Source organism: Mesorhizobium sp. WSM4809 (genome assembly GCF_055811655.1).
Map to the genome: position 1 here is coordinate 611,046 of NZ_JBVVQW010000001.1, position 23,670 is coordinate 634,715.

At 62.2% G+C, this 23,670-nt stretch carries 18 protein-coding genes; 12 read left to right on the forward strand and 6 right to left on the reverse strand.

The window, feature by feature from the left end; translation table 11 throughout:
- Positions 1 to 23: 23 nt before the first annotated feature.
- Positions 24 to 566, forward strand: a complete 543-nt coding sequence (locus tag AC0L24_RS02725) for a sugar transferase (protein ID WP_127397109.1) — start codon at positions 24 to 26, stop codon at positions 564 to 566.
- Between the two features lie 52 nt (positions 567 to 618).
- Here AC0L24_RS02725 and AC0L24_RS02730 read toward each other — a convergent pair whose 3' ends face one another.
- On the reverse strand, positions 619 to 1,554 hold the full coding sequence (locus tag AC0L24_RS02730) for an NAD-dependent epimerase/dehydratase family protein (RefSeq protein WP_127397108.1): 936 nt from the start codon (positions 1,552 to 1,554) through the stop codon (positions 619 to 621).
- Positions 1,551 to 2,876, reverse strand: coding sequence for an O-antigen ligase family protein (locus tag AC0L24_RS02735; protein ID WP_127397110.1), 1,326 nt, complete (start codon positions 2,874 to 2,876; stop codon positions 1,551 to 1,553). The genes AC0L24_RS02730 and AC0L24_RS02735 overlap by 4 nt, the downstream gene beginning before the upstream one ends.
- A 481-nt stretch (positions 2,877 to 3,357) precedes the next feature.
- Here AC0L24_RS02735 and cysD point away from each other — a divergent pair, with 481 nt between their 5' ends.
- Genes cysD through cysQ form a run of 3 tightly spaced genes read left to right on the forward strand, consistent with a single transcriptional unit; the run spans position 3,358 to position 7,002 of the window.
- On the forward strand, positions 3,358 to 4,263 hold the full coding sequence (gene cysD, locus AC0L24_RS02740) for a sulfate adenylyltransferase subunit CysD (RefSeq protein ID WP_027035869.1): 906 nt from the start codon (positions 3,358 to 3,360) through the stop codon (positions 4,261 to 4,263).
- Between the two features lie 2 nt (positions 4,264 to 4,265).
- The gene (gene cysN / locus AC0L24_RS02745) at positions 4,266 to 6,203 is read left to right on the forward strand and encodes a sulfate adenylyltransferase subunit CysN (RefSeq protein WP_164873879.1); all 1,938 of its coding nucleotides are present in this window, start codon (positions 4,266 to 4,268) and stop codon (positions 6,201 to 6,203) included.
- Positions 6,204 to 6,213: 10 nt separating this feature from the next.
- Entirely contained in the window at positions 6,214 to 7,002 is a 789-nt protein-coding gene (gene cysQ, locus AC0L24_RS02750) for a 3'(2'),5'-bisphosphate nucleotidase CysQ (RefSeq protein ID WP_164874015.1), read from the forward strand.
- Positions 7,003 to 7,017: 15 nt separating this feature from the next.
- On the opposite strand, the gene AC0L24_RS02755 is transcribed toward cysQ, so the two are convergent.
- The 4 genes from AC0L24_RS02755 to AC0L24_RS02770 all read right to left on the reverse strand — a co-directional run bounded on the left by AC0L24_RS02755 (position 7,018) and on the right by AC0L24_RS02770 (position 11,001).
- Entirely contained in the window at positions 7,018 to 8,160 is a 1,143-nt protein-coding gene (locus tag AC0L24_RS02755; RefSeq protein WP_127810963.1) for a DegT/DnrJ/EryC1/StrS family aminotransferase, read from the reverse strand.
- Positions 8,161 to 8,408: 248 nt separating this feature from the next.
- Complete coding sequence (locus AC0L24_RS02760; RefSeq protein ID WP_127810962.1) at positions 8,409 to 9,332, reverse strand: carbohydrate kinase family protein; 924 nt, start codon at positions 9,330 to 9,332, stop codon at positions 8,409 to 8,411.
- Positions 9,329 to 9,775 (reverse strand): RbsD/FucU family protein, encoded by a 447-nt coding sequence (locus AC0L24_RS02765; protein WP_127396452.1) that lies wholly within the window; start codon positions 9,773 to 9,775, stop codon positions 9,329 to 9,331. The genes AC0L24_RS02760 and AC0L24_RS02765 overlap by 4 nt, the downstream gene beginning before the upstream one ends.
- A complete protein-coding gene (locus AC0L24_RS02770) occupies positions 9,775 to 11,001 on the reverse strand; it encodes an ROK family transcriptional regulator (RefSeq protein ID WP_127810961.1) in 1,227 nt (408 codons plus the stop codon). Before AC0L24_RS02770 ends, AC0L24_RS02765 begins: the two co-directional genes overlap by 1 nt.
- Positions 11,002 to 11,210: 209 nt before the next feature.
- Between AC0L24_RS02770 and AC0L24_RS02775 the strand changes: the two genes are divergently transcribed.
- From AC0L24_RS02775 to AC0L24_RS02810, 8 genes are all read left to right on the forward strand, one after another.
- A complete protein-coding gene (locus AC0L24_RS02775; RefSeq protein ID WP_127398255.1) occupies positions 11,211 to 12,245 on the forward strand; it encodes a sugar ABC transporter substrate-binding protein in 1,035 nt (344 codons plus the stop codon).
- A gap of 159 nt (positions 12,246 to 12,404) precedes the next feature.
- The gene (locus tag AC0L24_RS02780; RefSeq protein ID WP_127269995.1) at positions 12,405 to 13,466 is read left to right on the forward strand and encodes an ABC transporter permease; all 1,062 of its coding nucleotides are present in this window, start codon (positions 12,405 to 12,407) and stop codon (positions 13,464 to 13,466) included.
- A 2-nt stretch (positions 13,467 to 13,468) separates the two neighbouring features.
- Complete coding sequence (locus AC0L24_RS02785; RefSeq protein WP_164762554.1) at positions 13,469 to 14,251, forward strand: ATP-binding cassette domain-containing protein; 783 nt, start codon at positions 13,469 to 13,471, stop codon at positions 14,249 to 14,251.
- Between the two features lie 234 nt (positions 14,252 to 14,485).
- A complete protein-coding gene (locus AC0L24_RS02790) occupies positions 14,486 to 16,954 on the forward strand; it encodes a glycogen/starch/alpha-glucan phosphorylase (protein WP_473563393.1) in 2,469 nt (822 codons plus the stop codon).
- A 106-nt stretch (positions 16,955 to 17,060) separates the two neighbouring features.
- Positions 17,061 to 19,274: a 1,4-alpha-glucan branching protein GlgB gene (gene glgB, locus AC0L24_RS02795; RefSeq protein WP_473563394.1), complete on the forward strand. Its 2,214-nt coding sequence runs from the start codon at positions 17,061 to 17,063 to the stop codon at positions 19,272 to 19,274.
- Between the two features lie 35 nt (positions 19,275 to 19,309).
- The gene (glgC, locus tag AC0L24_RS02800; RefSeq protein ID WP_013532699.1) at positions 19,310 to 20,575 is read left to right on the forward strand and encodes a glucose-1-phosphate adenylyltransferase; all 1,266 of its coding nucleotides are present in this window, start codon (positions 19,310 to 19,312) and stop codon (positions 20,573 to 20,575) included.
- 3 nt (positions 20,576 to 20,578) lie between these two features.
- The gene (glgA, locus tag AC0L24_RS02805; RefSeq protein ID WP_292457855.1) at positions 20,579 to 22,024 is read left to right on the forward strand and encodes a glycogen synthase GlgA; all 1,446 of its coding nucleotides are present in this window, start codon (positions 20,579 to 20,581) and stop codon (positions 22,022 to 22,024) included.
- A 3-nt stretch (positions 22,025 to 22,027) separates the two neighbouring features.
- Positions 22,028 to 23,656, forward strand: a complete 1,629-nt coding sequence (locus AC0L24_RS02810; RefSeq protein ID WP_127398063.1) for an alpha-D-glucose phosphate-specific phosphoglucomutase — start codon at positions 22,028 to 22,030, stop codon at positions 23,654 to 23,656.
- Positions 23,657 to 23,670 lie beyond the last annotated feature (14 nt).

The window sequence follows — 23,670 nt, forward strand, 5'->3', positions numbered from 1 at the left end:
GCAGGGAGCACTATCGGCCGTTCATGAAGACAGCCAAGCAAATCTTCGATATTGCCGGTGCGGCTCTGCTGCTGGTGGCCACATCTCCTGTCTTGGCGCTCACCGTCCTTGCCGTTCGGGCATCGTCGCCGGGCCCGGCTATTTTTTCACAGGTGCGGGTCGGCCGTGACGGTCGGCTTTTTCGCTGCCACAAGTTGCGCACGATGTATGTCGGGACGCCGTCACTACCCTCGCATGAGGCGCCGGCGGATTCCGTGACATCGGTCGGGAAGGTCCTACGGAAGTTCAAGCTCGACGAGCTGCCGCAATTCTGGAATGTCCTGAAGGGCGAAATGAGCCTGGTCGGGCCGCGCCCCTGCCTGCCGACCCAAACCGAGTTGATCGAGTGTCGCAGGCGGCTGGGGGTTTTGGCGGCGCTGCCGGGCATAACCGGCCTGGCCCAGATCAGGTGCATCGACATGTCGAACCCGGAGCTTTTGGCCGAAACGGATGCTGCCTACCTCCGCACTGCGTCGTTCTGGCTCGATCTTCGGATACTGTTTGGAACGCTCTACCGCAGACCATGATCCCAAAAAGTGGAAGCCGGTTTTTGGGAAAGATCATGGTCAAGCAAGAAAGTCAGGATCTACCGAGCCGCGCCAGCTCGGCCAGCCGCTCGACCGTGCGGGCTTCAGGCGTCCACCCCTGCGATACCAGCAGGGCGGGGTCGCATATCTGTGTCGCGGTCAGGCTGTCCCAGAACGCCCGCCTGCCGAGCGCGGCCACGACCGGCCGTATCAGACCGGCCGGCACAGCCATCAGGCGCTCACGCCGCCCCAAACCTCTGCGAAAGGCGGCGATGATGGCCTCGACGGCGACCGGCGGCACATCTGCGCCGACATAGATCGGGCGAAGCGGTCCGGAATGGCTGAGCAGGTGCGACACTGCTCGCACCGCGGCCTCGGAAGACATCAGCGAGCGGATTCCGGTCAAGGCACCCGTCGGCAGCGGCAGCGGCGTATCGGCAAGGCGCATCAGCGTTGCCAGATTCCCCCTCATGCCGCTTCCATAAACCGGAGGCAGGCGCAACACGGCGGCGTCCGAGCGGCCGTGTAACGCGTAGGCGTCCAAAACCTTGATCTCGCCTTCGCGCTTCGAGCGTCCATAGGCGCATTGTGGGGCAGGAAGCGTGTCCTCGTCGATCGTTGCGCTGACGTGCGCGCCGATCACCGCTCGGATCGAGGAGAGATGGATGAAACGTCCGCTTATCTGGGCGGCCGCGGCATGCGCCAGCCTTGCGCTCAGTTCCACATTGGCCGCTTGGTAATCGGCTTCGGTTGCATTTCCCTGATCATTGTTGAGGCCGGCGCAATGGACGACGTCAGTCATATGCCGGGTCAGTTCCAGGAAGGCGGCGGCCGGCGCATCGAAGCCGGGCATCGGCACAGTCTCGTTCTCCGAACCAAGCCTCTCGGGATGGCGGGAGGCGAGGCGAAGCTCGGCACCGGCTTCGCGAAGGTGGCGCACGACAAGGCGCCCGATGAAACCTGTCGCGCCCGTGACCAGAACCTTCATGGCCTTACCCGAAACAGCTCTTTCGTGGCTGATGGAAGTGCTCGCTCTTCCATCACTGGTGCAAGTGCCTGCTCTTCCAACAAAGGAACATGGCGTCCGGAGGCGAGATATGTTCCGCTCACCAGGAAGACCATCAGCACCGAGTCCAGAATGTCATGGCCGATCAGGATGCCTGTCATTCCGGCCGTCAGATAGGTGATCACCACGACAACAATCATGGTCGCGCCGAACCGCTCGCTCGGATCGTTGCTGTTTCGCAAGACCCGGGCGGCATTTCCAGCGGCAACGATAAAGATCGCCGCCAGCGTCACGGCACCCAGAATTCCCGCTTGCACCAGGGCGGTCAGGAAGCCGTTGTGAAAATGGTTGAAGCCTGTGTCCATCGCGAACTGCTCATGAAAGCCCTGCTTGATCAGATGCTGGGTTGCACCCACACCGTGCCCGAACAGTGGCATGTCATGGAATGCTTTGAGGCCGATCTCCCAAAGCGCAACACGTATTCCCAACGAGGTGTCGTAATTGCCGCCAGCCCCAAGCGCACCCCAATCGGAGCGCAAAAAATCGACCCGCCCGGATATCGCCTGGAAGCTGGAAGCGGCGATCACGACGCCGACCGCTGCCAGCAGCAGCAGCAGGCGAACGGCATTCCTGCCTCTGAGCCTGTGCCGGTTGATCAGCATGACGGCGATGCCGGCGATCAGCAGTGCCAGCCAGACGATACGCGAGCCGGAATAGATGACGGCGATCGTCCCTGCCAGTGCCGCGTAGAAGAGGGGTGTCCGGGCTTGCTCAACACCGGACAAGGCGCCAGCCACACACATCACCACGGCAAGGCACACCACGGTTGCGAAGACGATCGGATTTCCGGCTCCACCCTCGGCCCTGACGCCAATCCAATATTGCTGGATGACGGCCATGAGCAGCGCGGCAAAACAGGCGGCCATGCTGGAAAGCACGATGATGCGGGTAAGCGTGGTTTTCTGAGTGATGCTCCAGGTCGAATAGGACACGGGAAAAAACAGGAAGGTGACGAGCGGGATAAGATGTGGCGCATCCCGGGCGAACGAATTGTTGACGATGGACGCCAGGAGATTGGAGGCGCAGTAGGCATAGATCGCGACCGTCATCCAGATCATGGCCCGGTCGGCGTTGAAGCGCCTTTTCCGTAAAGCAGTCAGCAGGACTGACGAAAGGCCTCCGCCATTGAATACAAAGCTGACCACCGATCCCAGAACCGGTGGAAAAAAGAAGCAAAGGATGGAGAAGTAGTTGTTGATCCGCGAAGGCGTGAATTGCTGTCTCAGGGATGAAAGCCGGGTCAATTTTCGGGCTCGCTGTCTTCGGCTAGTTTCATGCGGCGGATCTTGTTTGGCGAAGTTTAATGCGCTCGCCTCGAAATTGCCCATGATGCACTTGCCCACTTCCCGAAGCTGGTATAGCGGCTGCCCCCCATTTTCGATAGTGTATAGGGCAGATTGCCACCGAAAAGCGGCGGCAGGCGCGGGCCGACCAGAGGAAGTCCCTTGAAAGCCGCAGCTGATCCATTCAAGCAATATTTTCCCCGCGTTTTCTGGGCCGTTGAGCTTGCAGGCAGGAATTTCCGGATTTGCCGGCATCTGTGGAAAATTCATTCTCGAACCATGTGCGGCCGGGTCAGTCCAGCATTGTTCTTGACAATGGCGATCTGCTAGAACGCCGGCACGAGAAAGAACGTCCAGAAACAAGGCTCGAACCGGGCGCGAAGAGCTCGATGATTTGAGGCAAGGTCTTCTGTTGGAAGATACGAAAGAACGCCCACGGCCCATGACAACAGCGCTTACGCATCTTCAGCGGCTTGAAGCCGAGTCCATCCATATATTCCGTGAGGTTGCGGCCGCTTTTGCCAAGCCGGTCATGCTCTATTCGGTTGGCAAGGATTCATCCGTGTTGATGCATCTGGCGATGAAGGCGTTTTATCCCGCCAAGCCGCCGTTCCCCTTTCTTCACGTCGACACGACGTGGAAGTTCCGCGAGATGATCGCCTTTCGCGATCAGATGGCGCAGAAACTCGGCTTCGATCTCCTGGTTCATGTCAATGAAGACGGCGTGCGCGACAACATCAATCCGTTCGACCATGGTTCGAACACCCACACCCATGTCATGAAGACCGTGGCGCTGCGCCAGGCGCTCGACAAATACGGTTTCGATGCGGCCTTTGGCGGCGCTCGTCGCGACGAGGAGAAATCGCGCGCCAAGGAGCGCATCTTTTCCTTCCGCAACGCCCAGCATGTGTGGGATCCGAAGAACCAGCGCCCCGAAATGTGGAAGATATTCAACACCCGCATCGCATCGGGTGAATCGATCCGCGTCTTTCCGCTGTCGAACTGGACCGAACTCGATATCTGGCAGTACATCCTGCAGGAAAGTATCCCGATCGTGCCGCTCTATTTCGCCAAGGAACGACCGGTGGTGGAACGCGACGGCATGCTGATCCTGCGGGACGACGAGCGCATGAAACTGCGCCCCGGCGAGACGGTGGAGAACAGGCTGGTGCGGTTCCGCACGCTTGGCTGCTATCCGCTGACCGGCGCCATCGAATCGGATGCCGACACGCTGGAAGCCATCGTCGGCGAAATGCTGACGGCACGGACGTCCGAACGGCAGGGTCGCCTGATCGACCGCGATGAAGCCGGCTCGATGGAAAAGAAGAAGCGCGAGGGGTACTTTTGACCATGCGCCACATCATGGCAAAGAGCCTCGCTCCCACCGACGGCGTTCGCGACTATCTGGCTGCGCAGGAGAAGAAGTCGCTGCTGCGCTTCCTGACCTGCGGCTCGGTCGATGACGGCAAGTCGACGCTGATCGGGCGCCTGCTGTCCGACACCAAGCAGATTTTCGAGGACCAGCTCGCCGCGCTCGAACGCGATTCGCGCAAGCATGGCACGACGGGCGACGACATCGATTTCGCGCTGCTGGTCGACGGTCTGGAGGCCGAGCGCGAGCAAGGTATCACCATCGACGTCGCTTACCGCTTCTTCGCCACGCCGAAACGCAAATTCATCGTTGCCGACACACCTGGCCACGAGCAATACACCCGCAACATGGCCACCGGCGCCTCGACCGCCGACCTGGCGATCGTGCTGATCGATGCCCGGCAGGGTGTGCTTCGCCAGACAAGGCGGCATTCGATCATCGCCTCGCTGCTCGGCATCCGCCACGTCGTGCTGGCCGTCAACAAGATCGATCTTGTCGATTTCGATCAGGCGGTTTTCGACCGGATCGTCGAAGACTACGGGCAATTCTCGCGCGATCTCGGCTTCCAGACCATTGTGCCGATCCCGATGTCGGCCCGTTATGGCGACAATGTCAGCCGCCGGTCGGAAAGCATGGAATGGTATTCCGGTCCGACGCTGATCGAGCATCTCGAAACCGTGTCGGTCGACGAAGCGATGGTCGAACTGCCGTTTCGTTTCCCTGTCCAGTATGTCAACCGTCCCAATCTCGACTTTCGCGGCTTTGCCGGCACGGTCGCCTCCGGCTCGGTTGCGCCCGGCGACGAGGTCGTTGTCGCCAAGTCCGGCAAATCCTCGCGCGTCAAGCGGATCGTCTCGTATGGCGGCGATCTCGCCCAGGCGGCCGCCGGCCAGGCCGTCACGCTCGTCCTCGATGACGAAGTCGAAATCTCGCGCGGCAACATGCTGGTTTCGCCTGCCGCACGGCCGCAAGTCGCCGACCAGTTCGCCGCCAACATCGTCTGGTTCGACGAGCATGCGTTGCTGCCAGGCCGCTCTTACATCCTGCGCACCGAGACCGACCAGACCAGCGCCACCGTCACCGACCTGAAATATCGGATCAACGTCAATGACTTTGCCCATGAAGCGGCAAAGTCGCTCGACATGAACGAAGTCGGCATCTGCAACATTTCGACGCGGACGCCGATCGCCTTCGATCCCTTCGCCGAAAACCGCACCACCGGCGCCTTCATCCTGATCGACCGCATCTCCAGCGCCACGGTCGGCGCCGGCATGATCCTGCACTCGTTGCGCCGCGCCGAAAACATCCATTGGCAGTCGCTCGATGTCGGCAAGCGCGTGCGCGCCGACATGAAGAACCAGCGGCCCGCCGTGTTCTGGTTCACCGGGCTGTCGGGTTCCGGCAAGTCGACCATCGCCAACCTGTTCGAAAAGAAGCTGTTCGCCACCGGCCGCCACACTTATATCCTGGACGGCGACAACGTCCGTCACGGTCTCAACCGCGATCTTGGCTTCACCGACGCCGATCGCGTCGAGAACATCCGCCGCGTTGCTGAAGTGGCGCGTTTGATGGCCGATGCCGGATTGATCGTCATTGTTTCGTTCATTTCGCCCTTCAGCGCCGAGCGGCGCATGGCACGTGAATTGATGGCCGACGGCGAATTCGTCGAGGTGTATGTCGATACGCCTTTCGAGGAATGCGCCCGGCGTGATCCGAAGGGCCTCTACGCGCGCGCGCTGAATGGCGAGATCAAGAATTTCACCGGCGTCGATTCCCCTTATGAAGCGCCGGAAACCCCGGAGGTCCATCTTCGGACACTCGGCAAGTCGGCCGAAGAGATGGTCGACGCCCTGGAACACTGGCTGAACGAGCGCGACATTGCCGAAGACCAATACGATAGCGGCGGCGGCATCTGACGACAGGCTGATGCTTGAAATCTTCGAGCGCCTGGCCTTGTCGGCCGGGCGCGAGGTGATGCGTGTGTTCCACGCCGGCTGTGCGGTTGACCGTAAGTCCGACGCCTCGCCGGTGACCGAGGCGGACCGCGAGAGCGAAAAGATCATTCTCGCCGGACTGCGTGCCGCATTTCCCGATATCCCCTGCGTGGCCGAGGAAGAAGCTTCCGCCGGCATCGTGCCGCCCGATCTGGACGGGGCTTTTTTTCTGATCGATCCGCTCGATGGGACCAAGGAGTTCGTTAACCGCCGCACCGATTTCACCGTCAACATCGCGCTGGTTCGCGATGGCGTGCCGGAAGTCGGCGTCGTCTTTGCGCCCTGCACGGGCCGCTTCTTTTCCGGCCTGCCGGGCAGGGCGGAATCACTCGAAATCGATGGCGATTACCAGATCGTCGGCCGCCGGCCGATCGCGGCGAGAGCGGCCGCGACGCCGCTGGCCGTCGTCGCCAGTCGGTCTCACAACACACCGGAAACCGAGGCCTATATTCGCGACCTCGGTGCCGCCGAAATCGTTTCGGTCGGTTCGTCCTTGAAGTTCTGCCTTCTCGCCAGTGCCGAGGCTGATGTCTATCCGCGCTTCGGCCGCACCATGGAATGGGACACAGCGGCGGGCGACGCCATCCTGCGCGCCGCCGGCGGCATGACGCGCACGCTGGACGGCCAACCTCTGGTCTATGGCAAGCGCAGGCAAAGCGACGACGAGGATTTTGCCAATCCGCATTTCATTGCCAGCGGCAGGGCGGCGGGCCCCGGCTGAGAAAGGCTCGGCAGCTTACTCTGCCGCGGCCTGCGCCGAATTCGAGCCGATATAGTTGCGGATCGTCTCGATGATGCGGTCCTGGTCGGCTTCGCTGAGATAAGGGTGCATGGGCAGGCACAGGATCCGCTTCGGCAGGTCTTCCGATACGGCAAGGCCGGTCGGCGTGCGCGGGTAGTCGCGATAAGCGACCTGGGCATGCAGCGGCTTCACGTAGTAAATGACAGACGGAATGCCCTTTTCGCCGAGATGCGCCCTCAGCCCGTCGCGCTTGGGCGTCTCGATGGCGTATTGCGCCCAGGCCGAACGGCTGCCGTCCAGATTGCGGGCGGCGGTGACGATGTCGCCAAGCCCTTCGGCATAGCGCTTTGCCACCACCTGGCGGGCGACCATCTCGTCTTCGAGGATTGCCAGCTTCTCGATCAGGATCGCCGCCTGGATCGTGTCGAGGCGTGAATTGATGCCGACGCGGACATTGTCGTACTGCGTCTCGCCCTTGCCATGGAAGGCGAAGGAGCGAAGCTGCTCGGCCAGCGCATCGTCATTGGTGAACATCGCGCCGCCGTCGCCGTAGCAGCCAAGCGGCTTGGCCGGATAGAAGCTGGTCGATCCGACATGGCCGAAAGCACCGCACATCTTGCCGTCGAGCGAACCGCCCATCGACTGGGCGGCATCCTCGATCACCATCAGCCCTTCTCGGCTGGCGATCGCCATGATCGCCTCGTAGTCGGCGGCAAGGCCAAACAGATCGACGGGAATGATTGCCTTCGGCTTCAGCCTTCCTTCCTTGTTGATCATGGCAATGGCCGCTTCGAGGCTGGCAATGTCGATGTTGTAGGTATGTGGGTCGACATCGACGAACACCGGCTCGGCCTTGGCCAGCGCCACCACTTCGGCGGTGGCGGCGAAAGTGAAGCTCGGCACGAACACGGCGTCGCCCGGGCCGACGCCGGCCGCAAACAGCGGCAACAGCAGTGCATCGGTGCCGTTGGCGCAGGCCACGACATGCTTGGTGCCGATATAGGCGGCGAGCTTGTTCTCGAATTCGGTGACTTGCGGGCCAAGAATATAACGGCCTTCGTCGACGACACGGTCGATCGCGGCCTTCAGCCGGTCGCGGATTCGTTCGCGCTGCGCGCCAAGATCGATGAACTGCATGTCGGCCTCAAAACGGGTTAGCCAGATAATCGGCCGCTGGTACCAGAGTTGCGCTTGCCGAGAAAGCCGGGCAGGCGGAGCCCCAAATTGCCCAAGTGTCGCAGTCCGTTACCAGTATTTCCCGGCGAATGTCAGTCAGATGCCGGAAATCCGGGCTTCGTCGGGCGCCATCCCGCCCTTATAGCCCTGTAAAAGAGCCCTGCGAAACATAAAGTGATCGATTGGGCTCAACTTATGTTGAGCGTTGCTCAGGCGATTTCATGTCGCCAGGGTGGATTGGCGCCGGCCCGCGACACGGTCACTGCCGCCGCCTTCGCGCCGAGCGCCAGCGCCTTGTGGATGGCGTCTTTCGACAAGGCGGAAATCGCCGCCTTGGTCAGCAGGCCCTGCTCATGCAAGGAGGCGAGGATGCCGGCGTTGAAGGTATCGCCGGCGCCGACCGTGTCGACCACCTCGACCTTTTCCGGCATGACGGTGACGGCATGTTCCCTGGTATAGCCGACGGCGCCTTCGCTGCCATGGGTGACGACGATCAGCTTCGGGCCTCGGTCCAGCCAGTTGCGGATGACATCCTCGTGCGAGCCGGCTTCGCCGAACCAGTTCAGGTCTTCGTCCGACAATTTCACGATGTCGGCCATCGCCATCATCGCGCGAATGCGCCTGAGGTGCTTGGCCTTGTCCGGTATGAAGTTCGGCCGGATGTTGGGATCGAGCATCATCACTCGACTTTCATGCTCGCGCCGCATGAACTCCTCATAGGCACTGCCGGCGGGCTCCGAAATCAGGCTGATGGCACCAAACAGCATGGCTTCGATCTCGCTGCCAAGCTGCGGCAGGTCGTCGACGGTCAGCATGCGGCCGGCGGTGTTCTCGTCATAGAAAGTGTAGGTCGCCTGGCCGTTGGTGAGCTTGACGAAGGCCAGCGTCGTTGGCCGTGGTGAGGTGTGCGCATAGGTGGAGCTGACCTTGCTTGCCCCCAGCGCATCCCGGAACTGGCCGCCGAACAGATCCGACGACAGGCCCGAAAAGAAGCCTGCCGGCGCGCCGAGCCGGCCAAGCGCGATCGCCGTGTTGAACACCGCGCCGCCGACATAAGGCGCAAAGGCCGGCTCACCCGCTGTCGTCGTGCGCGGCAGCATGTCGATCAGGGCTTCGCCGCAGCAGAGGATCATGGCTTCCTGGTCTCCGGCGGATGGATCACGCCCTTGCGTATGATGATGTTGGCGTAGAGCCGCGGCTCGCTGGTCGCGACGATGGCATGCGCCGATTTGACCCGTGCATAGAAGTCGGCGCCGGCCAGCGCAACCACCTTGCGGTCCGGCGCGCGTTTGGCGCAGATCGCCTCGATCTCATGGTGGACAGGATCGGCAAGCGAGGGATCGCCTTTGACAGAGGCGCGAAACAGCGCCTCTGGAACGGCGTCGTCTACCGGCAGCACGCTCAAGATCGCGTCGAGCACCGGGATGAGATGGTGCCCGTCGGCTCGCACCAGCCGGGTGGCCTGTTGTTCGGCCGGATAGTTTCCGTCGACAAGGGCGATTTCGTCGCCATGGCCCATGGCACGCAACGTGGCCAGAAGCTCCGGACCGAGCAGCGCCGGGATTCCGATCAGCATCAGGCGCTCCTGGAAATCGTCGTCGAGCCGATCAGGAAGCGTTCGGAAAGGGGCAGGCTGGCGCCGCCGAGCGCCCGGGCGTGAATGCCGACGGTTCCCTCGCGAACGGCGGGCAGCTTCAGGCCTTCGCCGTCGATCGTGGCGATTGCCGCGATGATGGCGTCGACCAGCCGGCGGCGCACCGCCTTCGGCATCCAGCCGTCGATCACCGCCGCTTCGAAATCGATGACCGAGGATGCGGCGACGATGGCGTAGGCAAGGGCTTGCGAGGCACTGGCGATCCAGTCGTCGAGTTCGGAGCCGATCTCGCCCCAGTCTTCCGGCGATGTCCACAGATGCGAGGCCTCGACGCCGCGCGCATTGAGCGCCTTTTCGAGCATGGCGATGGACGCCACGTCGATCAGCTGGGCCGGTTTGCCGTCCGGTCCGGGTACGGGCATCGAACCCAGCGCGCCGGCATTGCCGGTCGGGCCGCCAAACAGCCGGCCATTCAGCACGATTCCGCCGCCGGCAAAGGCGCCGATGTAAAAATAGACGAAGTCACGCGCGGCACCCGCCTGGCCGAAGACGAGCTCGGCGCCGCAGGCCGAAGTCGCATCGTTCTGCAAATAGACCGGAAAATCGCATTGCGCCTGGATGTCGGCCCTGATGTCGCGGTGGCGCCATTCGTCCATGACGTCGCGCGGGGCGCCGGCGGTATCGGCCCAGTTCCACAATTCGAACGGCATGGCGATGCCGAGCCCGGCGATGCGCTTGTCCTGTGCAGGCGTCAGCTCGCCGCGCATCTGCCGCATGCCGTTGCTGACGAAGTCTACTGTCTCGCGCGGCGCCGGGTAGCGATAGGAATGCTGCAGCATCGAACGGACATGGCCAAGGAAATCGATCAGCACCAGTTCGGCGCTGCGGCGGCCGATCTTGAGACCGATGAAGAAAGCGCCTTCGGGATTGAGCGCCATCGGGATGGAGGGTTGGCCGATCTTGCCGCGCAACGGCGCCTGGCGCAGCAGAAGGCTTTCTTCCTCCAGCTCGCGCATGATGACCGAAACCGTCTGCGCCGAAAGCCCGGTCATGCGGGCGATGTCGGATTTCGCCAGGCTGCCGTGCTGGCGCACCAACGAGAGCACCAACCGCTCATTGTGGTCGCGCATGCCGCTCTGGTTGGTGCCGCGGTGAATGAGGCTGTCATTCACCTCGGGCGAACCGTGCCTCGCAATGGCGGTTTCCACCCTGTTCCTCCCGTCGTTTCCCCTCAATGCTTTTGGGCCAGAATGGGTGAATGAAGCAAGGCTGTCAATAATAAATAAGAGTGATTTAATTATTGACAGAAGCTTCGGCCTGGTGTCTGTTGAGGCAGCGTCCACGCTGGGAGAATTTCGTTGGATGCGCTGCAGGTGCCGGTTGGCCGGCATCGGAATGGTTCCACTGGGAGGAAATCGTGACCAATACAAAACTGTTGAAATCGACCGTGTTTGCCGCCGCGGCTCTGGGGTTGGTGGCGTTTGCGTCGTCCGCATCCGCGGCCGGTGTCGGTGCCTGTCTGATCACCAAGACCGACACCAATCCCTTCTTCGTCAAGATGAAGGAAGGCGCCACGGCGAAGGCCAAGGAACTCGGCGTCGACCTCAAGACCTACGCCGGCAAGATCGACGGCGACAGCGAGAGCCAGGTCGCGGCGATCGAGAGCTGCATCGCCGACGGCGCCAAGGGCATCCTGATCACTGCATCCGACACCAAGGGCATCGTGCCGACCGTGAAGAAGGCGCGCGATGCCGGCCTGCTGGTGATCGCGCTCGACACGCCGCTCGATCCGATCGACGCCGCCGACGCGACCTTTGCGACGGACAATCTCGAAGCCGGCAAGCTGATCGGTTCCTGGGCAGCCGCCACGCTCGGCGACAAGGCCAAGGACGCCAAGATCGGCTTCCTCGACCTGACGCCTTCGCAGCCGACTGTCGACGTGCTGCGCGACCAGGGCTTCATGATGGGCTACGGCATCGATGTGAAGGATCCCAACAAGATCGGCGATGAGGACGATCCCCGCATCGTCGGCCACGACGTCACCAATGGCAACGAAGAGGGCGGCCGCAAGGCGATGGAGAACCTTCTGCAGAAGGACAACACCATCAACGTCATCCACACCATCAACGAACCGGCCGCTGTCGGCGCCTATCAGGCGCTCAAGGCTGTCGGCCTCGAAAGCCAGGTGTTGATCGTTTCCGTCGACGGCGGCTGCCCCGGCGTGAAGTCGGTGGCCGAAGGTGTCATCGGCGCGACGTCGCAGCAATATCCGTTGCAGATGGCAGCACTCGGCATCGAGGCGATCGCTGCTTTCGCCAAGGACGGAACCAAGCCGAAGCCGACCGAAGGCAAGGACTTCTTCGATACCGGCGTCAACCTGGTGACCGACAAGCCGGCCACCGGCGTGAAGTCCATCGACACCAAGGAAGGCCTCGCCAAATGCTGGGGCTGATGCCGGTCTGACAGGCATCTACCGAACCTGGGCGGTCGGGGCTTGATCCCCGGCCGCTTCGGGTGGACGATGGCTCGCGTGACCGCGAACAATCCCGGCAGCAGACCGGAAAGGCGTGGACTGGCGTCGGCGTTTGGCTGAAGCCTATGGGGAGTAAACATGGCTCAAGCTCAGGAATTCGAGAAGGTTCTCTCGAGCAGCGACACCAGCGTTGCTGCTTTTGACGAGCACAAATCGGCCGTCAAGCGCATCCAGCATTTCCTGCATTCGACGCCGGCCGCGGTGCCGCTGATCGTCCTGGTTCTGGCGATCATCGTTTTCGGCATCACCATCGGTGGCCGGTTCTTTTCGTCCTACACGCTGACGCTTATCCTGCAGCAGATCGCCATTATCGGCATTCTGGGTGCTGCGCAGACGCTGGTCATCCTGACCGCGGGCATCGACCTGTCGATTGGCGTGATCATGGTGATTTCAGCGGTGATCATGGGCAATTGCGCCGTCAGCTACGGTATGCCGAGCGCGCTCGCCGTGGCGATCGGGCTTGCCGCCGGCGCGGCATGCGGGCTGCTTAACGGGGTGCTTGTCGCTTACATGAAGCTGCCGCCCTTCATCGTGACGCTTGGCACCTGGAACATCGTCATGGCCACGAACTTCATCTATTCGGCCAACGAGACGATCCGCGACACCGATGTCGACACCCAGGCGCCGCTGCTGCATCTCTTTGCCATCAGCTTCAAGGTCGGCACGGCGGTGCTGACGCTCGGCGTCATTGCCACGGTCGTGCTCGTGATGATCCTCTGGTACGTGCTAAATCACACGGCATGGGGCCGCCATGTCTACGCCGTTGGCGATGATCAGGAGGCGGCGAAGCTGTCGGGCATCCAGACCAAGAAGGTGCTGATGACGGTCTACACCCTTGCCGGGCTGATCGCCGCTTTCGCTGCCTGGGTCTCCATCGGCCGCAACGGCTCGATCTCGCCGTCGGCTGCCGTCACCGACTACAATCTCCAGGCGATCACCGCGACGGTGATCGGCGGTATTTCCCTGTTCGGCGGACGCGGCTCGATCCTGGGCACGCTGTTCGGCGCGATGATCGTCGGCGTCGTCTCCATGGGCCTCAACATGCTGGGCGCCGATCCGCAATGGAAGGTGCTGCTCACCGGTGTGCTGATCATCGGCGCCGTGGCGGTCGACCAATGGATCAGAAAGGTTTCGGCATGACCATGACCCAGGAACCCATTCTCACCGCGCGTGGCCTGGTCAAGCGCTACGGCCGCGTCACCGCCCTCGACAACGCCGACTTCGACCTCTACCCCGGCGAAATCCTTGCTGTCATCGGTGACAATGGCGCCGGCAAATCGTCGCTCATCAAGGCGATTTCCGGCGCTGCCGTGCCCGATGAAGGCGAGATCCGGCTTGAAGGAAAACCCGTCTCCTTCAAATCGCCGATGGAGGCCCGCGAAGCCGGCATCGAGACCGTCTACCAAAACCTGGCGCTGTCGCCGGCGCTGTCGATCGCCGACAACATGTTCCTTGGCCGCGAAATCCGTAAACCGGGTTTTCTGGGCGATTGGCTTCGCATGCTCGATCGCCCGGCGATGGAAAAGCGCGCCCGCGACAAGCTTACCGAACTTGGCCTGATGACCATCCAGAACATCAGCCAGGCTGTGGAGACGCTCTCGGGCGGCCAAAGGCAGGGCGTTGCCGTGGCGCGTGCGGCCGCCTTTGGCAGTCGTGTGGTGATCATGGACGAGCCGACGGCCGCCCTTGGCGTCAAGGAAAGCCGCCGCGTGCTCGAGTTGATCCTCGACGTCAAGAAGCGCGGCCTCCCGATCGTGCTGATCTCGCACAACATGCCGCATGTCTTCGAAGTGGCCGATCGCATTCACATCCATCGGCTGGGCCGTCGCCTCGCCGTCATCGACCCCAAGCAATATACGATGTCCGACGCCGTCGCCTTCATGACAGGAGCCAAGGCCCCGCCGGAGGCGGCGCTGGCGGCTTGATACATGTCGCCCAAGTGGCTGGCGCATGGCGACAGCGGCAAGCACGGAACAGGGATTTGAAACGCGGCGCGCGGGCCGTCTTGGCGCGTCACACTTCAGAGTTGCCAAATTGCCGCAGGGGGCAAGCCGAATCGAACCTGTTTAAATCGATTGAATATATGGCGGTATCAGCTAGCATGGGCTGGGAGGAGCGATGAAAGCCGGTATGATCATGGCAACCGCACGAGAGGCATCATGACGAGCGCGATGACGTCCGAACCCCTTCCGCCACTGCTCGAAAATCCTGACCCAAAGACACTCGCACGTGAAGTCTTGGTTGCCCTCAAATACAGGGTCGGCAAGGACACCACCGTTGCGACCCAGTACGACTGGCTGACCGCCTCGATCAAGGTCGTGCGCGACCGGATCGTCGATCACTGGATGCAGGCGACGAGAGAGGCTTACGACCAGAAGGAAAAGCGCGTCTATTATCTGTCGCTGGAATTCCTCATCGGCCGCCTGATGCGCGATGCTTTCTCCAATCTGGGCCTGATGGACAACATGCGCGAGGCGCTGTCGTCGTTGGGTGTCGACCTCGACTTGATTGCAGCACTCGAGCCCGATGCGGCGCTCGGCAATGGCGGCCTCGGCCGGCTCGCGGCCTGCTTCATGGAAAGCATGGCGACCGTCGACATTCCGGCGCATGGCTACGGCATCCGCTATGCCAATGGCATGTTCCGGCAGGAGATTCACGACGGCTGGCAGGTCGAACTGCCAGAGACCTGGCTTGATCACGGTAACCCGTGGGAATTCGAACGTCGCGAACGCTCCTTCGAGGTTGGTTTCGGCGGTTCGGTGGAATCGATCACCTCCAAGGACGGGCGCCTCGAACGCCATGTCTGGAAACCGACCGAGCATGTGCTGGCCGTCGCCTATGACACGCCCGTCGTCGGCTGGCGGGCCAATCGCGTCAACACGCTGCGGCTCTGGTCGGGCATGCCGATCGATCCGATCCTGCTCGACAAATTCAATGCCGGCGACCACATCGGCGCGCTCGCCGAAAGCAACAAGGCCGATGCCTTGTCGCGCGTGCTCTATCCCGCCGATTCCCACAAGGCCGGGCAGGAACTGCGGCTTCGGCAGGAGTATTTCTTCTCTACCGCCTCGCTGCAGGACATCGTGCAGCGCCATCTGAGCCAATATGGCGACCTGAAATCGCTGCCCGACAAGGCTGCGATCCACCTGAACGACACCCATCCCGCCATCGCCGTGCCGGAGTTGACGCGCCTGTTGATGGACGTCCACGGCATGGACTTCGACCAGGCCTGGGACATCACCCAGCGCACCTTCGGCTACACCAACCACACACTGCTGCCCGAGGCGCTGGAAAGCTGGCCGGTGCCGCTGTTCGAGCGGCTTTTGCCGCGCCACATGCAGATCGTCTATGCCATCAACGCTGAAGTGCTTCTGGAGGCGCGTGCTTCCAACCAGTTCTCGGACGAGCAGATTGGCCGCATCTCGCTGATCCAGGAAAATGGCGACCGTCGGGTGCGCATGGGCAATCTGGCCTTTGTCGGCTCGCATTCCGTCAACGGCGTTTCGGCTCTTCACACCGACCTGATGAAGGAGACGGTGTTCGCCGACCTGCATAAGCTCTATCCCGATCGTATCAACAACAAGACCAACGGCATCACGCCGCGGCGCTGGTTGATCCAATGCAATCCCGGACTGACGTCGCTCGCCCGTGAGGCGATCGGCGACCGTTTTCTCGATGACATCGACGCCATCAAGGATCTCGACGGTTTCGCCGGCGACGCCGCCTTTCGCGACAAGTTCGCCGCCGTCAAGCGCGCCAATAAGGCGCGATTGGCCAACCTCGTCGCCGACCGGCTCGGCATCAAGGTCGATCCTTCGGCGCTTTTCGACATCCAGATCAAACGCATCCACGAATACAAGCGCCAGCTTCTGAACATTCTCGAGGCGATCGCCCTCTATGACCAGATCCGCTCGCACCCCGAGCGCGACTGGATGCCGCGCGTGAAATTCTTCGGCGGCAAGGCGGCGCCCAGCTACCACAATGCCAAGCTGATCATCAAACTCGCCAACGATGTCGCAAAAGTCATCAACCGCGATCCGGCCGTGCGCGGTCTGCTGAAGGTGGTGTTCGTGCCGAACTACAATGTCAGTCTGGCCGAGATCATGATGCCGGCGGCCGACCTTTCCGAGCAGATCTCGACTGCCGGCATGGAAGCGTCGGGCACCGGCAACATGAAGTTCGCGCTCAACGGCGCGCTGACCATCGGCACGCTCGACGGTGCCAATGTCGAGATCAAGGAATGCGTCGGCGACGACAACATCTTCATTTTCGGCCTGACCACCGCCGAGGTCGCCGAGCGGCGCAACAACGGTTACGATCCGCGCGCCGTCATCGAAGGATCATCTGAGCTCGCGCAAGCGGTCGCTGCCGTCTCGTCGGGCGTCTTTTCGCCGGACGATCCGGAGCGTTACCGCGACCTCGTCAACGGCCTCTACAACAGCGACTGGTTCATGGTCGCCGCCGATTTCGATGCCTATGCCACCGCCCAGCGCGAGGTCGATGCGGTCTGGCGCAACAGTCCCGACTGGTACGCCAGGGCAATCCGCAATGTGGCGCGTGTCGGCTGGTTCTCCTCCGATCGCACGATCCGCCAATATGCGAAAGAAATCTGGAACGTGCCTGCCTGATGTGATTGCATGAGGCCGCAAACAATGTGGTCCCGGTGGTGTGACTTGAAAGTCGGATCACACCACTAGAAACAAACACTCGGTGCCTGGGGAGGGACACTGCCTGATGAAGAAGCCGCGCGCGACCGCTGCGACAAGCGGGCCGGACGGACTGGCGGCAGCCAGCGATGTTGCGGCGATTGTTGCCGGCACGCATGGCGATCCGTTTGCCGTTCTGGGTGTTCAGGAGGCTGGGAAGGGTTTTGTGGCCCGCTGCTTTGTTCCTAATGCCGAATTCGTCACTGCCTATACGCTGACCGGCACCATCGCGGGTGAATTGTCCAGGCACGACGATGGCGGCTTTTTCGAAGGCAAGCTCTCGATCAAGAAGCGGCAGCCGCTTCGCTATCACGCGCGCAATGCCGGCGGCGACTGGTGGCTGACCGATCCCTATTCGTTCGGTCCGGTGCTCGGGCCGATGGACGACTACTACATCGCCGAGGGATCGCATCTCAGGCTGTTCGACAAGCTCGGCGCCCATGTCATCGAGCACGAAGGCGCCACGGGCGTGCATTTCGCCGTCTGGGCTCCCAATGCGCGGCGTGTCTCTGTGGTCGGCGATTTCAACGAATGGGACGGCCGCCGGCACTCGATGCGCGACCGCCGCGACACCGGCATCTGGGAGGTGTTCATTCCCGATATCGGTGCCGGCCGGCCCTACAAATACGAGATCATCGGCCCCGACGGCGTCAGGCTGCCGCTGAAGGCCGATCCGTTCGCCTTCAAATCCGAACTGCGTCCGGCCACCGCTTCGGTCGTGGCCGTGCCGCCGGCCCATGAGTGGGGCGATGAGGCGCATCGCAATTTCTGGCGCAATGCCGATCACCGGCGCGAAGCCATTTCGATCTACGAGGTCCATGCCGGCTCCTGGCAGCTTCGCGACGACGGTACGTTCCTGTCATGGGACGAACTGGCCGACCGGCTCATCCCCTATGTGGTCGAGACCGGCTTCACCCATATCGAATTCATGCCGATCTCCGAACACCCGTATGATCCGTCCTGGGGCTACCAGACGACCGGCCTCTACGCGCCATCGGCCCGCTTTGGCGATCCGGACGGCTTTGCCCGCTTCGTCGACGGCGCCCACCGTGCCGGCGTCGGCGTTATCCTCGACTGGGTGCCCGCGCATTTCCCGGTCGATGAGCACGGCCTGGCCAATTTCGATGGCACAGCGCTCTATGAACATGCCGATCCGCGCAAGGGGTTTCATCCCGACTGGAACACCGCGATCTACAATTTCGGCCGCCGCGAGGTGGTGTCGTTCCTGGTCAACAATGCGTTGTTCTGGGCCGAGAAATACCATGTCGACGGACTTCGCGTCGATGCGGTCGCCTCGATGCTGTACCTCGACTATTCACGCAAGGCCGGCGAATGGATCCCCAACGAGAAAGGCGGCCGCGAGAACCTTGAGGCGGTCAGCTTCCTGCAGAAGATGAACAAGGAGGTCTACGGCCACCATCCGGGCGTGATGACCATCGCCGAGGAATCGACCTCTTGGCCGAAGGTCTCGGCACCGGTGCATGAAGGCGGGCTGGGCTTCGGCTTCAAGTGGAATATGGGCTTCATGCACGACACGCTGGAGTATTTCTCCAAGGAGCCGATCTTCCGAAAGCACCATCACAACGACCTCACCTTCGGCCTGACCTACGCCTTCTCGGAGAATTTCGTGCTGCCGCTCTCGCACGACGAGGTCGTGCACGGCAAAGGCACGCTGCTTGGCAAGATGGCCGGCGACGACTGGCAGAAGTTTGCGACGCTGCGCGCCTACTACGCTTTCATGTGGGGCTATCCCGGCAAGAAGCTGCTTTTCATGGGGCAGGAGTTCGCGCAGCGCCGCGAATGGAGCGAGGCGCGCGCGCTCGACTGGAACCTGCTTGAATTCCGGCCGCATCGCGGCGTCTGGCAGACGGTGCGCGATCTCAACTACCTCTACCGTTCGCGCCCGGCACTGCATGGCCGTGATTGTGAGCCGGAAGGGTTTTCCTGGCTGATCGTCGATGACAGCCAGAATTCGGTTTTTGCCTGGCTGCGCAGCGCACCGGGCGGCAGCCCGGTGGCCGTCATTTCCAATTTCACGCCGGTGCCGCGTGACAATTATCGCGTGCCGTTGCCGAAATCAGGCAAATGGCGCGAGATCATCAACACCGACGCTTCGGAATATGGCGGTTCCGGCAAGGGCAATGGCGGCATGGTCGAGGCGCGGGCGGAGGGAGGAAACATCTCAGCGACGATGCTTTTGCCGCCGCTGTCGACGATCATGCTTGAACTCGTTGCCGACTGAGCCATGTCGATATCGAGTAACTTGGGAGGGTAGAAATGGCAGACTTGAAACGGACCCAGCCGCTGGCGCGCGATGCCATGGCCTATGTATTGGCCGGCGGCCGTGGGAGCCGCCTCAAGGAACTGACCGACCGGCGTGCCAAGCCGGCCGTCTATTTCGGCGGCAAGACGCGCATCATCGATTTCGCGCTCTCCAACGCGCTTAACTCCGGCATTCGACGCCTCGGCGTCGCCACTCAGTACAAGGCGCATTCGCTGATCCGCCATCTGCAGCGCGGCTGGAACTTCCTGCGCCCTGAACGAAACGAGAGTTTCGACATCCTGCCGGCCAGCCAGCGCGTGTCGGAAACGCAGTGGTATGAGGGCACGGCCGACGCCGTCTATCAGAACATCGACATCATCGAGGCCTACGGACCCGAATACATGGTCATCCTGGCTGGCGACCACATCTACAAGATGGACTACGAGATGATGCTTCGCCAGCACGTCGACGCCAATGCCGACGTCACCGTCGGCTGCCTCGAAGTGCCGCGCATGGAAGCCACCGGCTTCGGCGTCATGCATGTCGATGGCAAGGACAACATCATCGCCTTCGTCGAAAAGCCCGCCGATCCGCCCGGCATTCCCGACAAGCCGGAGTTTGCCCTGGCCTCGATGGGCATCTACGTCTTCAAGACCAAGTTCCTGATGGAGCAGTTGCGCCGCGATGCGGCCGAGCCGGGCTCGAGCCGCGACTTCGGCAAGGACATCATCCCCTATATCGTCCAGCACGGTAAGGCGATCGCGCACCGCTTCGCCAAGTCCTGCGTCCGCTCGACCGCCGAGAACGAGGCCTACTGGCGCGACGTCGGGACGGTCGACGCCTATTGGGAAGCCAATATCGACCTCACTGATATCACGCCTGAGCTCGACCTCTACGACCGCGACTGGCCGATCTGGACCTATGCCGAGTTGAAGCCGCCGGCAAAGTTCGTGCATGACGAGGATGGCCGCCGCGGTTCGGCTGTGTCTTCGCTTGTCTCGGGCGATTGCATCGTCTCGGGGGCTTCGCTGAAAAAAAGCCTGATCTTCACCGGCGCGCGCATCAATTCCTATTCGACGCTGGAAGAAGTCGTCATGCTGCCCGACGTTCATGTCGGCCGGAACGCAAAGTTGAAGCGCGTGGTCATCGACCATGGTGTTAGGATACCGGAAGGGCTGGTGGTCGGCGAAGATCCTATTCTCGACGCCAAGCGCTTCCGCGTTTCCGAAAAGGGCATCTGCCTGGTCACGCAGGACATGATCGACAAGCTGGGGCTCTAACGCATGCAGGTTCTGTCGGTCACGCCCGAGATCTTTCCGCTGATCAAGACCGGAGGGCTTGCCGACGTGACCGGCGCGCTGCCCATCGCCTTGGCGGCCAAGGGCGTGACCGTGCGCACGCTCATCCCGGGCTTTCCGACCGTCATGGCCGCCTTCAAGAAGAAGCGGGCGGTTCTGCAATATCCCTTGCTGCAGGGCGGCAAGGCCTCCGTCCATTCAGTCCAACTCGCCGGGCTCGAACTGTTCGTGCTCGATGCGCCGCATCTGTTCGACCGTCCCGGCGGTCCCTACGGCAATGCCACCGGCGTGGACTGGCCAGACAATTGGCGGCGTTTCGCGGCCTTGAGCCAGGTCGGCGGCGACATCGCCGGTGGGGCCATCTCTGGCTACCAACCCGACATCGTCCATGCCCATGACTGGCAGTCGGCGATGACCCTGGCCTACATGCGCTACGGCAAGGCAGTTGGCATTCCCTCGATGATGACCGTCCACAATCTCGCCTTCCAGGGCCAGTTCGGCGCCGGCATCTTCGGTGAACTCGGCTTGCCGGCGGCGGCGATGGCGCTCGACGGCGTCGAATATTATGGTGGTGTCGGCTTCCTCAAGGCTGGCCTGCAGGCCGCCTGGGCGATCACCACGGTCAGCCCGACCTACGCGCAGGAGATCCGCTCGGCGGAATTCGGCATGGGTCTCGACGGCCTCATCAACATGCGCTCCAGCGATCTCTATGGCATAGTCAACGGCATCGACACCGGCATCTGGGATCCGGAAACCGACAAGCATCTGGTATCCCCCTACACGGCGAGCACACTGAAGGCGCGCGCGCCCAACAGGACTGCCGTGGAGGACCGCTTCAGTCTTGAGCGTGACGACAGCCCGATCGTCTGCGTGGTCAGCCGGCTGACCTGGCAGAAGGGGATGGACATACTGGCGCTGGTGATCGACGGCATCGTTGCCACTGGCGCGCGGCTGGCCATCCTGGGATCGGGCGATGCTGGTCTCGAAGGCGCGCTGCTTGCCGCTGCCGCCCGGCATCGCGGCCGTATCGGTGTGGTCGTCGGCTACGATGAGGGGCTGTCGCACATCATGCAGGGCGGCTGCGACGCCATCGTCATCCCCTCGCGCTTCGAACCGTGCGGGCTGACCCAGCTTTACGGCCTGCGCTATGGCTGCGTGCCGGTGGTCGCGCGCACCGGCGGCCTCGCCGATACGGTCATCGACGCCAATGAGGCCGCCGTCTCTGCCGGTGTCGCCACCGGCTTCCAGTTCGCGCCCAACAATGGCGGTGCCTTGCTGCACGCCATCCGCCGCCTCGTCGACGCCCATGCCAGTCCGACGGTCTGGGAATCGCTGCAGCGCCAGGGCATGAAGGCCGATGTGTCGTGGGACAAGAGCGCCGAAAAATATGTCGAACTCTATCGCTCGCTGCTTTCGAAAAGGGTTGCCTGAAGCATGATACGGACCGTCCCCACCAAGCCTTATTCCGACCAGAAGCCCGGCACGTCGGGCCTGCGCAAGAAGGTGCCTGTCTTTCAGCAGGAGCACTATGCCGAGAATTTCATCCAGTCGATCTTCGACGCGCTCGACGGTTTCAAGGGCAAGACCCTGGTGATTGGCGGTGACGGCCGGTTCTACAATCGCGAGGTCATCCAGAAGGCCATCGCCATGGCCGCCGCCAACGGCTTCGGCAAGGTGATGGTCGGGCAGGGCGGCATCCTGTCGACGCCGGCCGCCTCGCATGTCATCCGCAAGTACAAGACCTTTGGCGGCATCATCCTGTCGGCCAGCCATAATCCCGGCGGCCCGCATGAGGATTTCGGCATCAAGTACAATGCCGGCAATGGCGGCCCGGCGCCCGAAAAGCTGACCGACGCGATGTTCGAGAAAACCAAGACGATCTCAAGCTTCAAGATCGCCGATATCGATCCGATCGACATCGACACAACAGGCACGGTCAAGGCCGCCGGCATGACGGTCGAGATCATTGACCCGGTCGCCGACTATGCCGAACTGATGGAAAGCCTGTTCGATTTCGATGCCCTGCGCAAACTGTTCAAATCCGGCTTCCGCATGCGCTTCGACGCCATGCACGCGGTGACCGGCCCCTACGCCAAGGAGATCCTGGAAAACCGGCTCGGCGCGCCCAACGGCACCTGCCGCAATTTCAAGCCGCTGCCGGATTTCGGCGGCCATCACCCGGATCCGAACCTCGTCCATGCCAAGCACCTCTATGACGAGATGATGGGACCGGACGCGCCGGATTTCGGCGCTGCCTCGGATGGCGACGGCGACCGCAATCTGATCATCGGCAAGGGCATTTTCGTTACTCCGTCGGATTCAGTTGCCATGCTCGCCGCCAATGCCCGCCTGGCGCCCGGCTACAAGGCCGGTTTGAAGGGCATCGCCCGCTCGATGCCGACCAGTGGCGCTGCCGACCGCGTCGCTGAAAAACTCGGCATCGCCCTCTATGAGACGCCGACCGGCTGGAAGTTCTTCGGCAATCTGCTGGATGCCGACATGGCGACGATCTGCGGCGAGGAGAGTGCGGGCACCGGCTCCAACCATGTCCGCGAAAAGGACGGCCTATGGGCGGTGCTTTTGTGGCTCAACATCCTTGCCGCCCGCGGCGAAAGCTGCAAGCAGATCGTCACTGAGCACTGGGCGACCTACGGTCGCAACTACTATTCGCGGCACGATTATGAAGAGGTTGAGAGCGACCGCGCCAACGCATTGGTCGACGAACTGCGCGCCAAGCTCGGCGCGCTGCCGGGTACCAGCGTGCGCGGCATGAAAATCGCCAGCGCGGACGATTTTGCCTATCGCGATCCGGTCGACGGTTCGATCAGCGAGCATCAGGGCATCAGGGTGCTGTTCGAAGGTGGTTCGCGGGTCGTCTTCCGCCTCTCCGGCACCGGCACGTCGGGCGCGACGCTGCGCGTCTACATCGAACGTTACGAGCCGGACAAATCGAGGCACGACCTCGACACCCAGGCCGCCCTTGCCGATCTGATAGCCGCAGCCGATGATATTGCCGGGATTCACAGCCATACCGGCCGCCCCAAGCCAAGCGTGATTACTTGAGGGTGGCGGTTCGC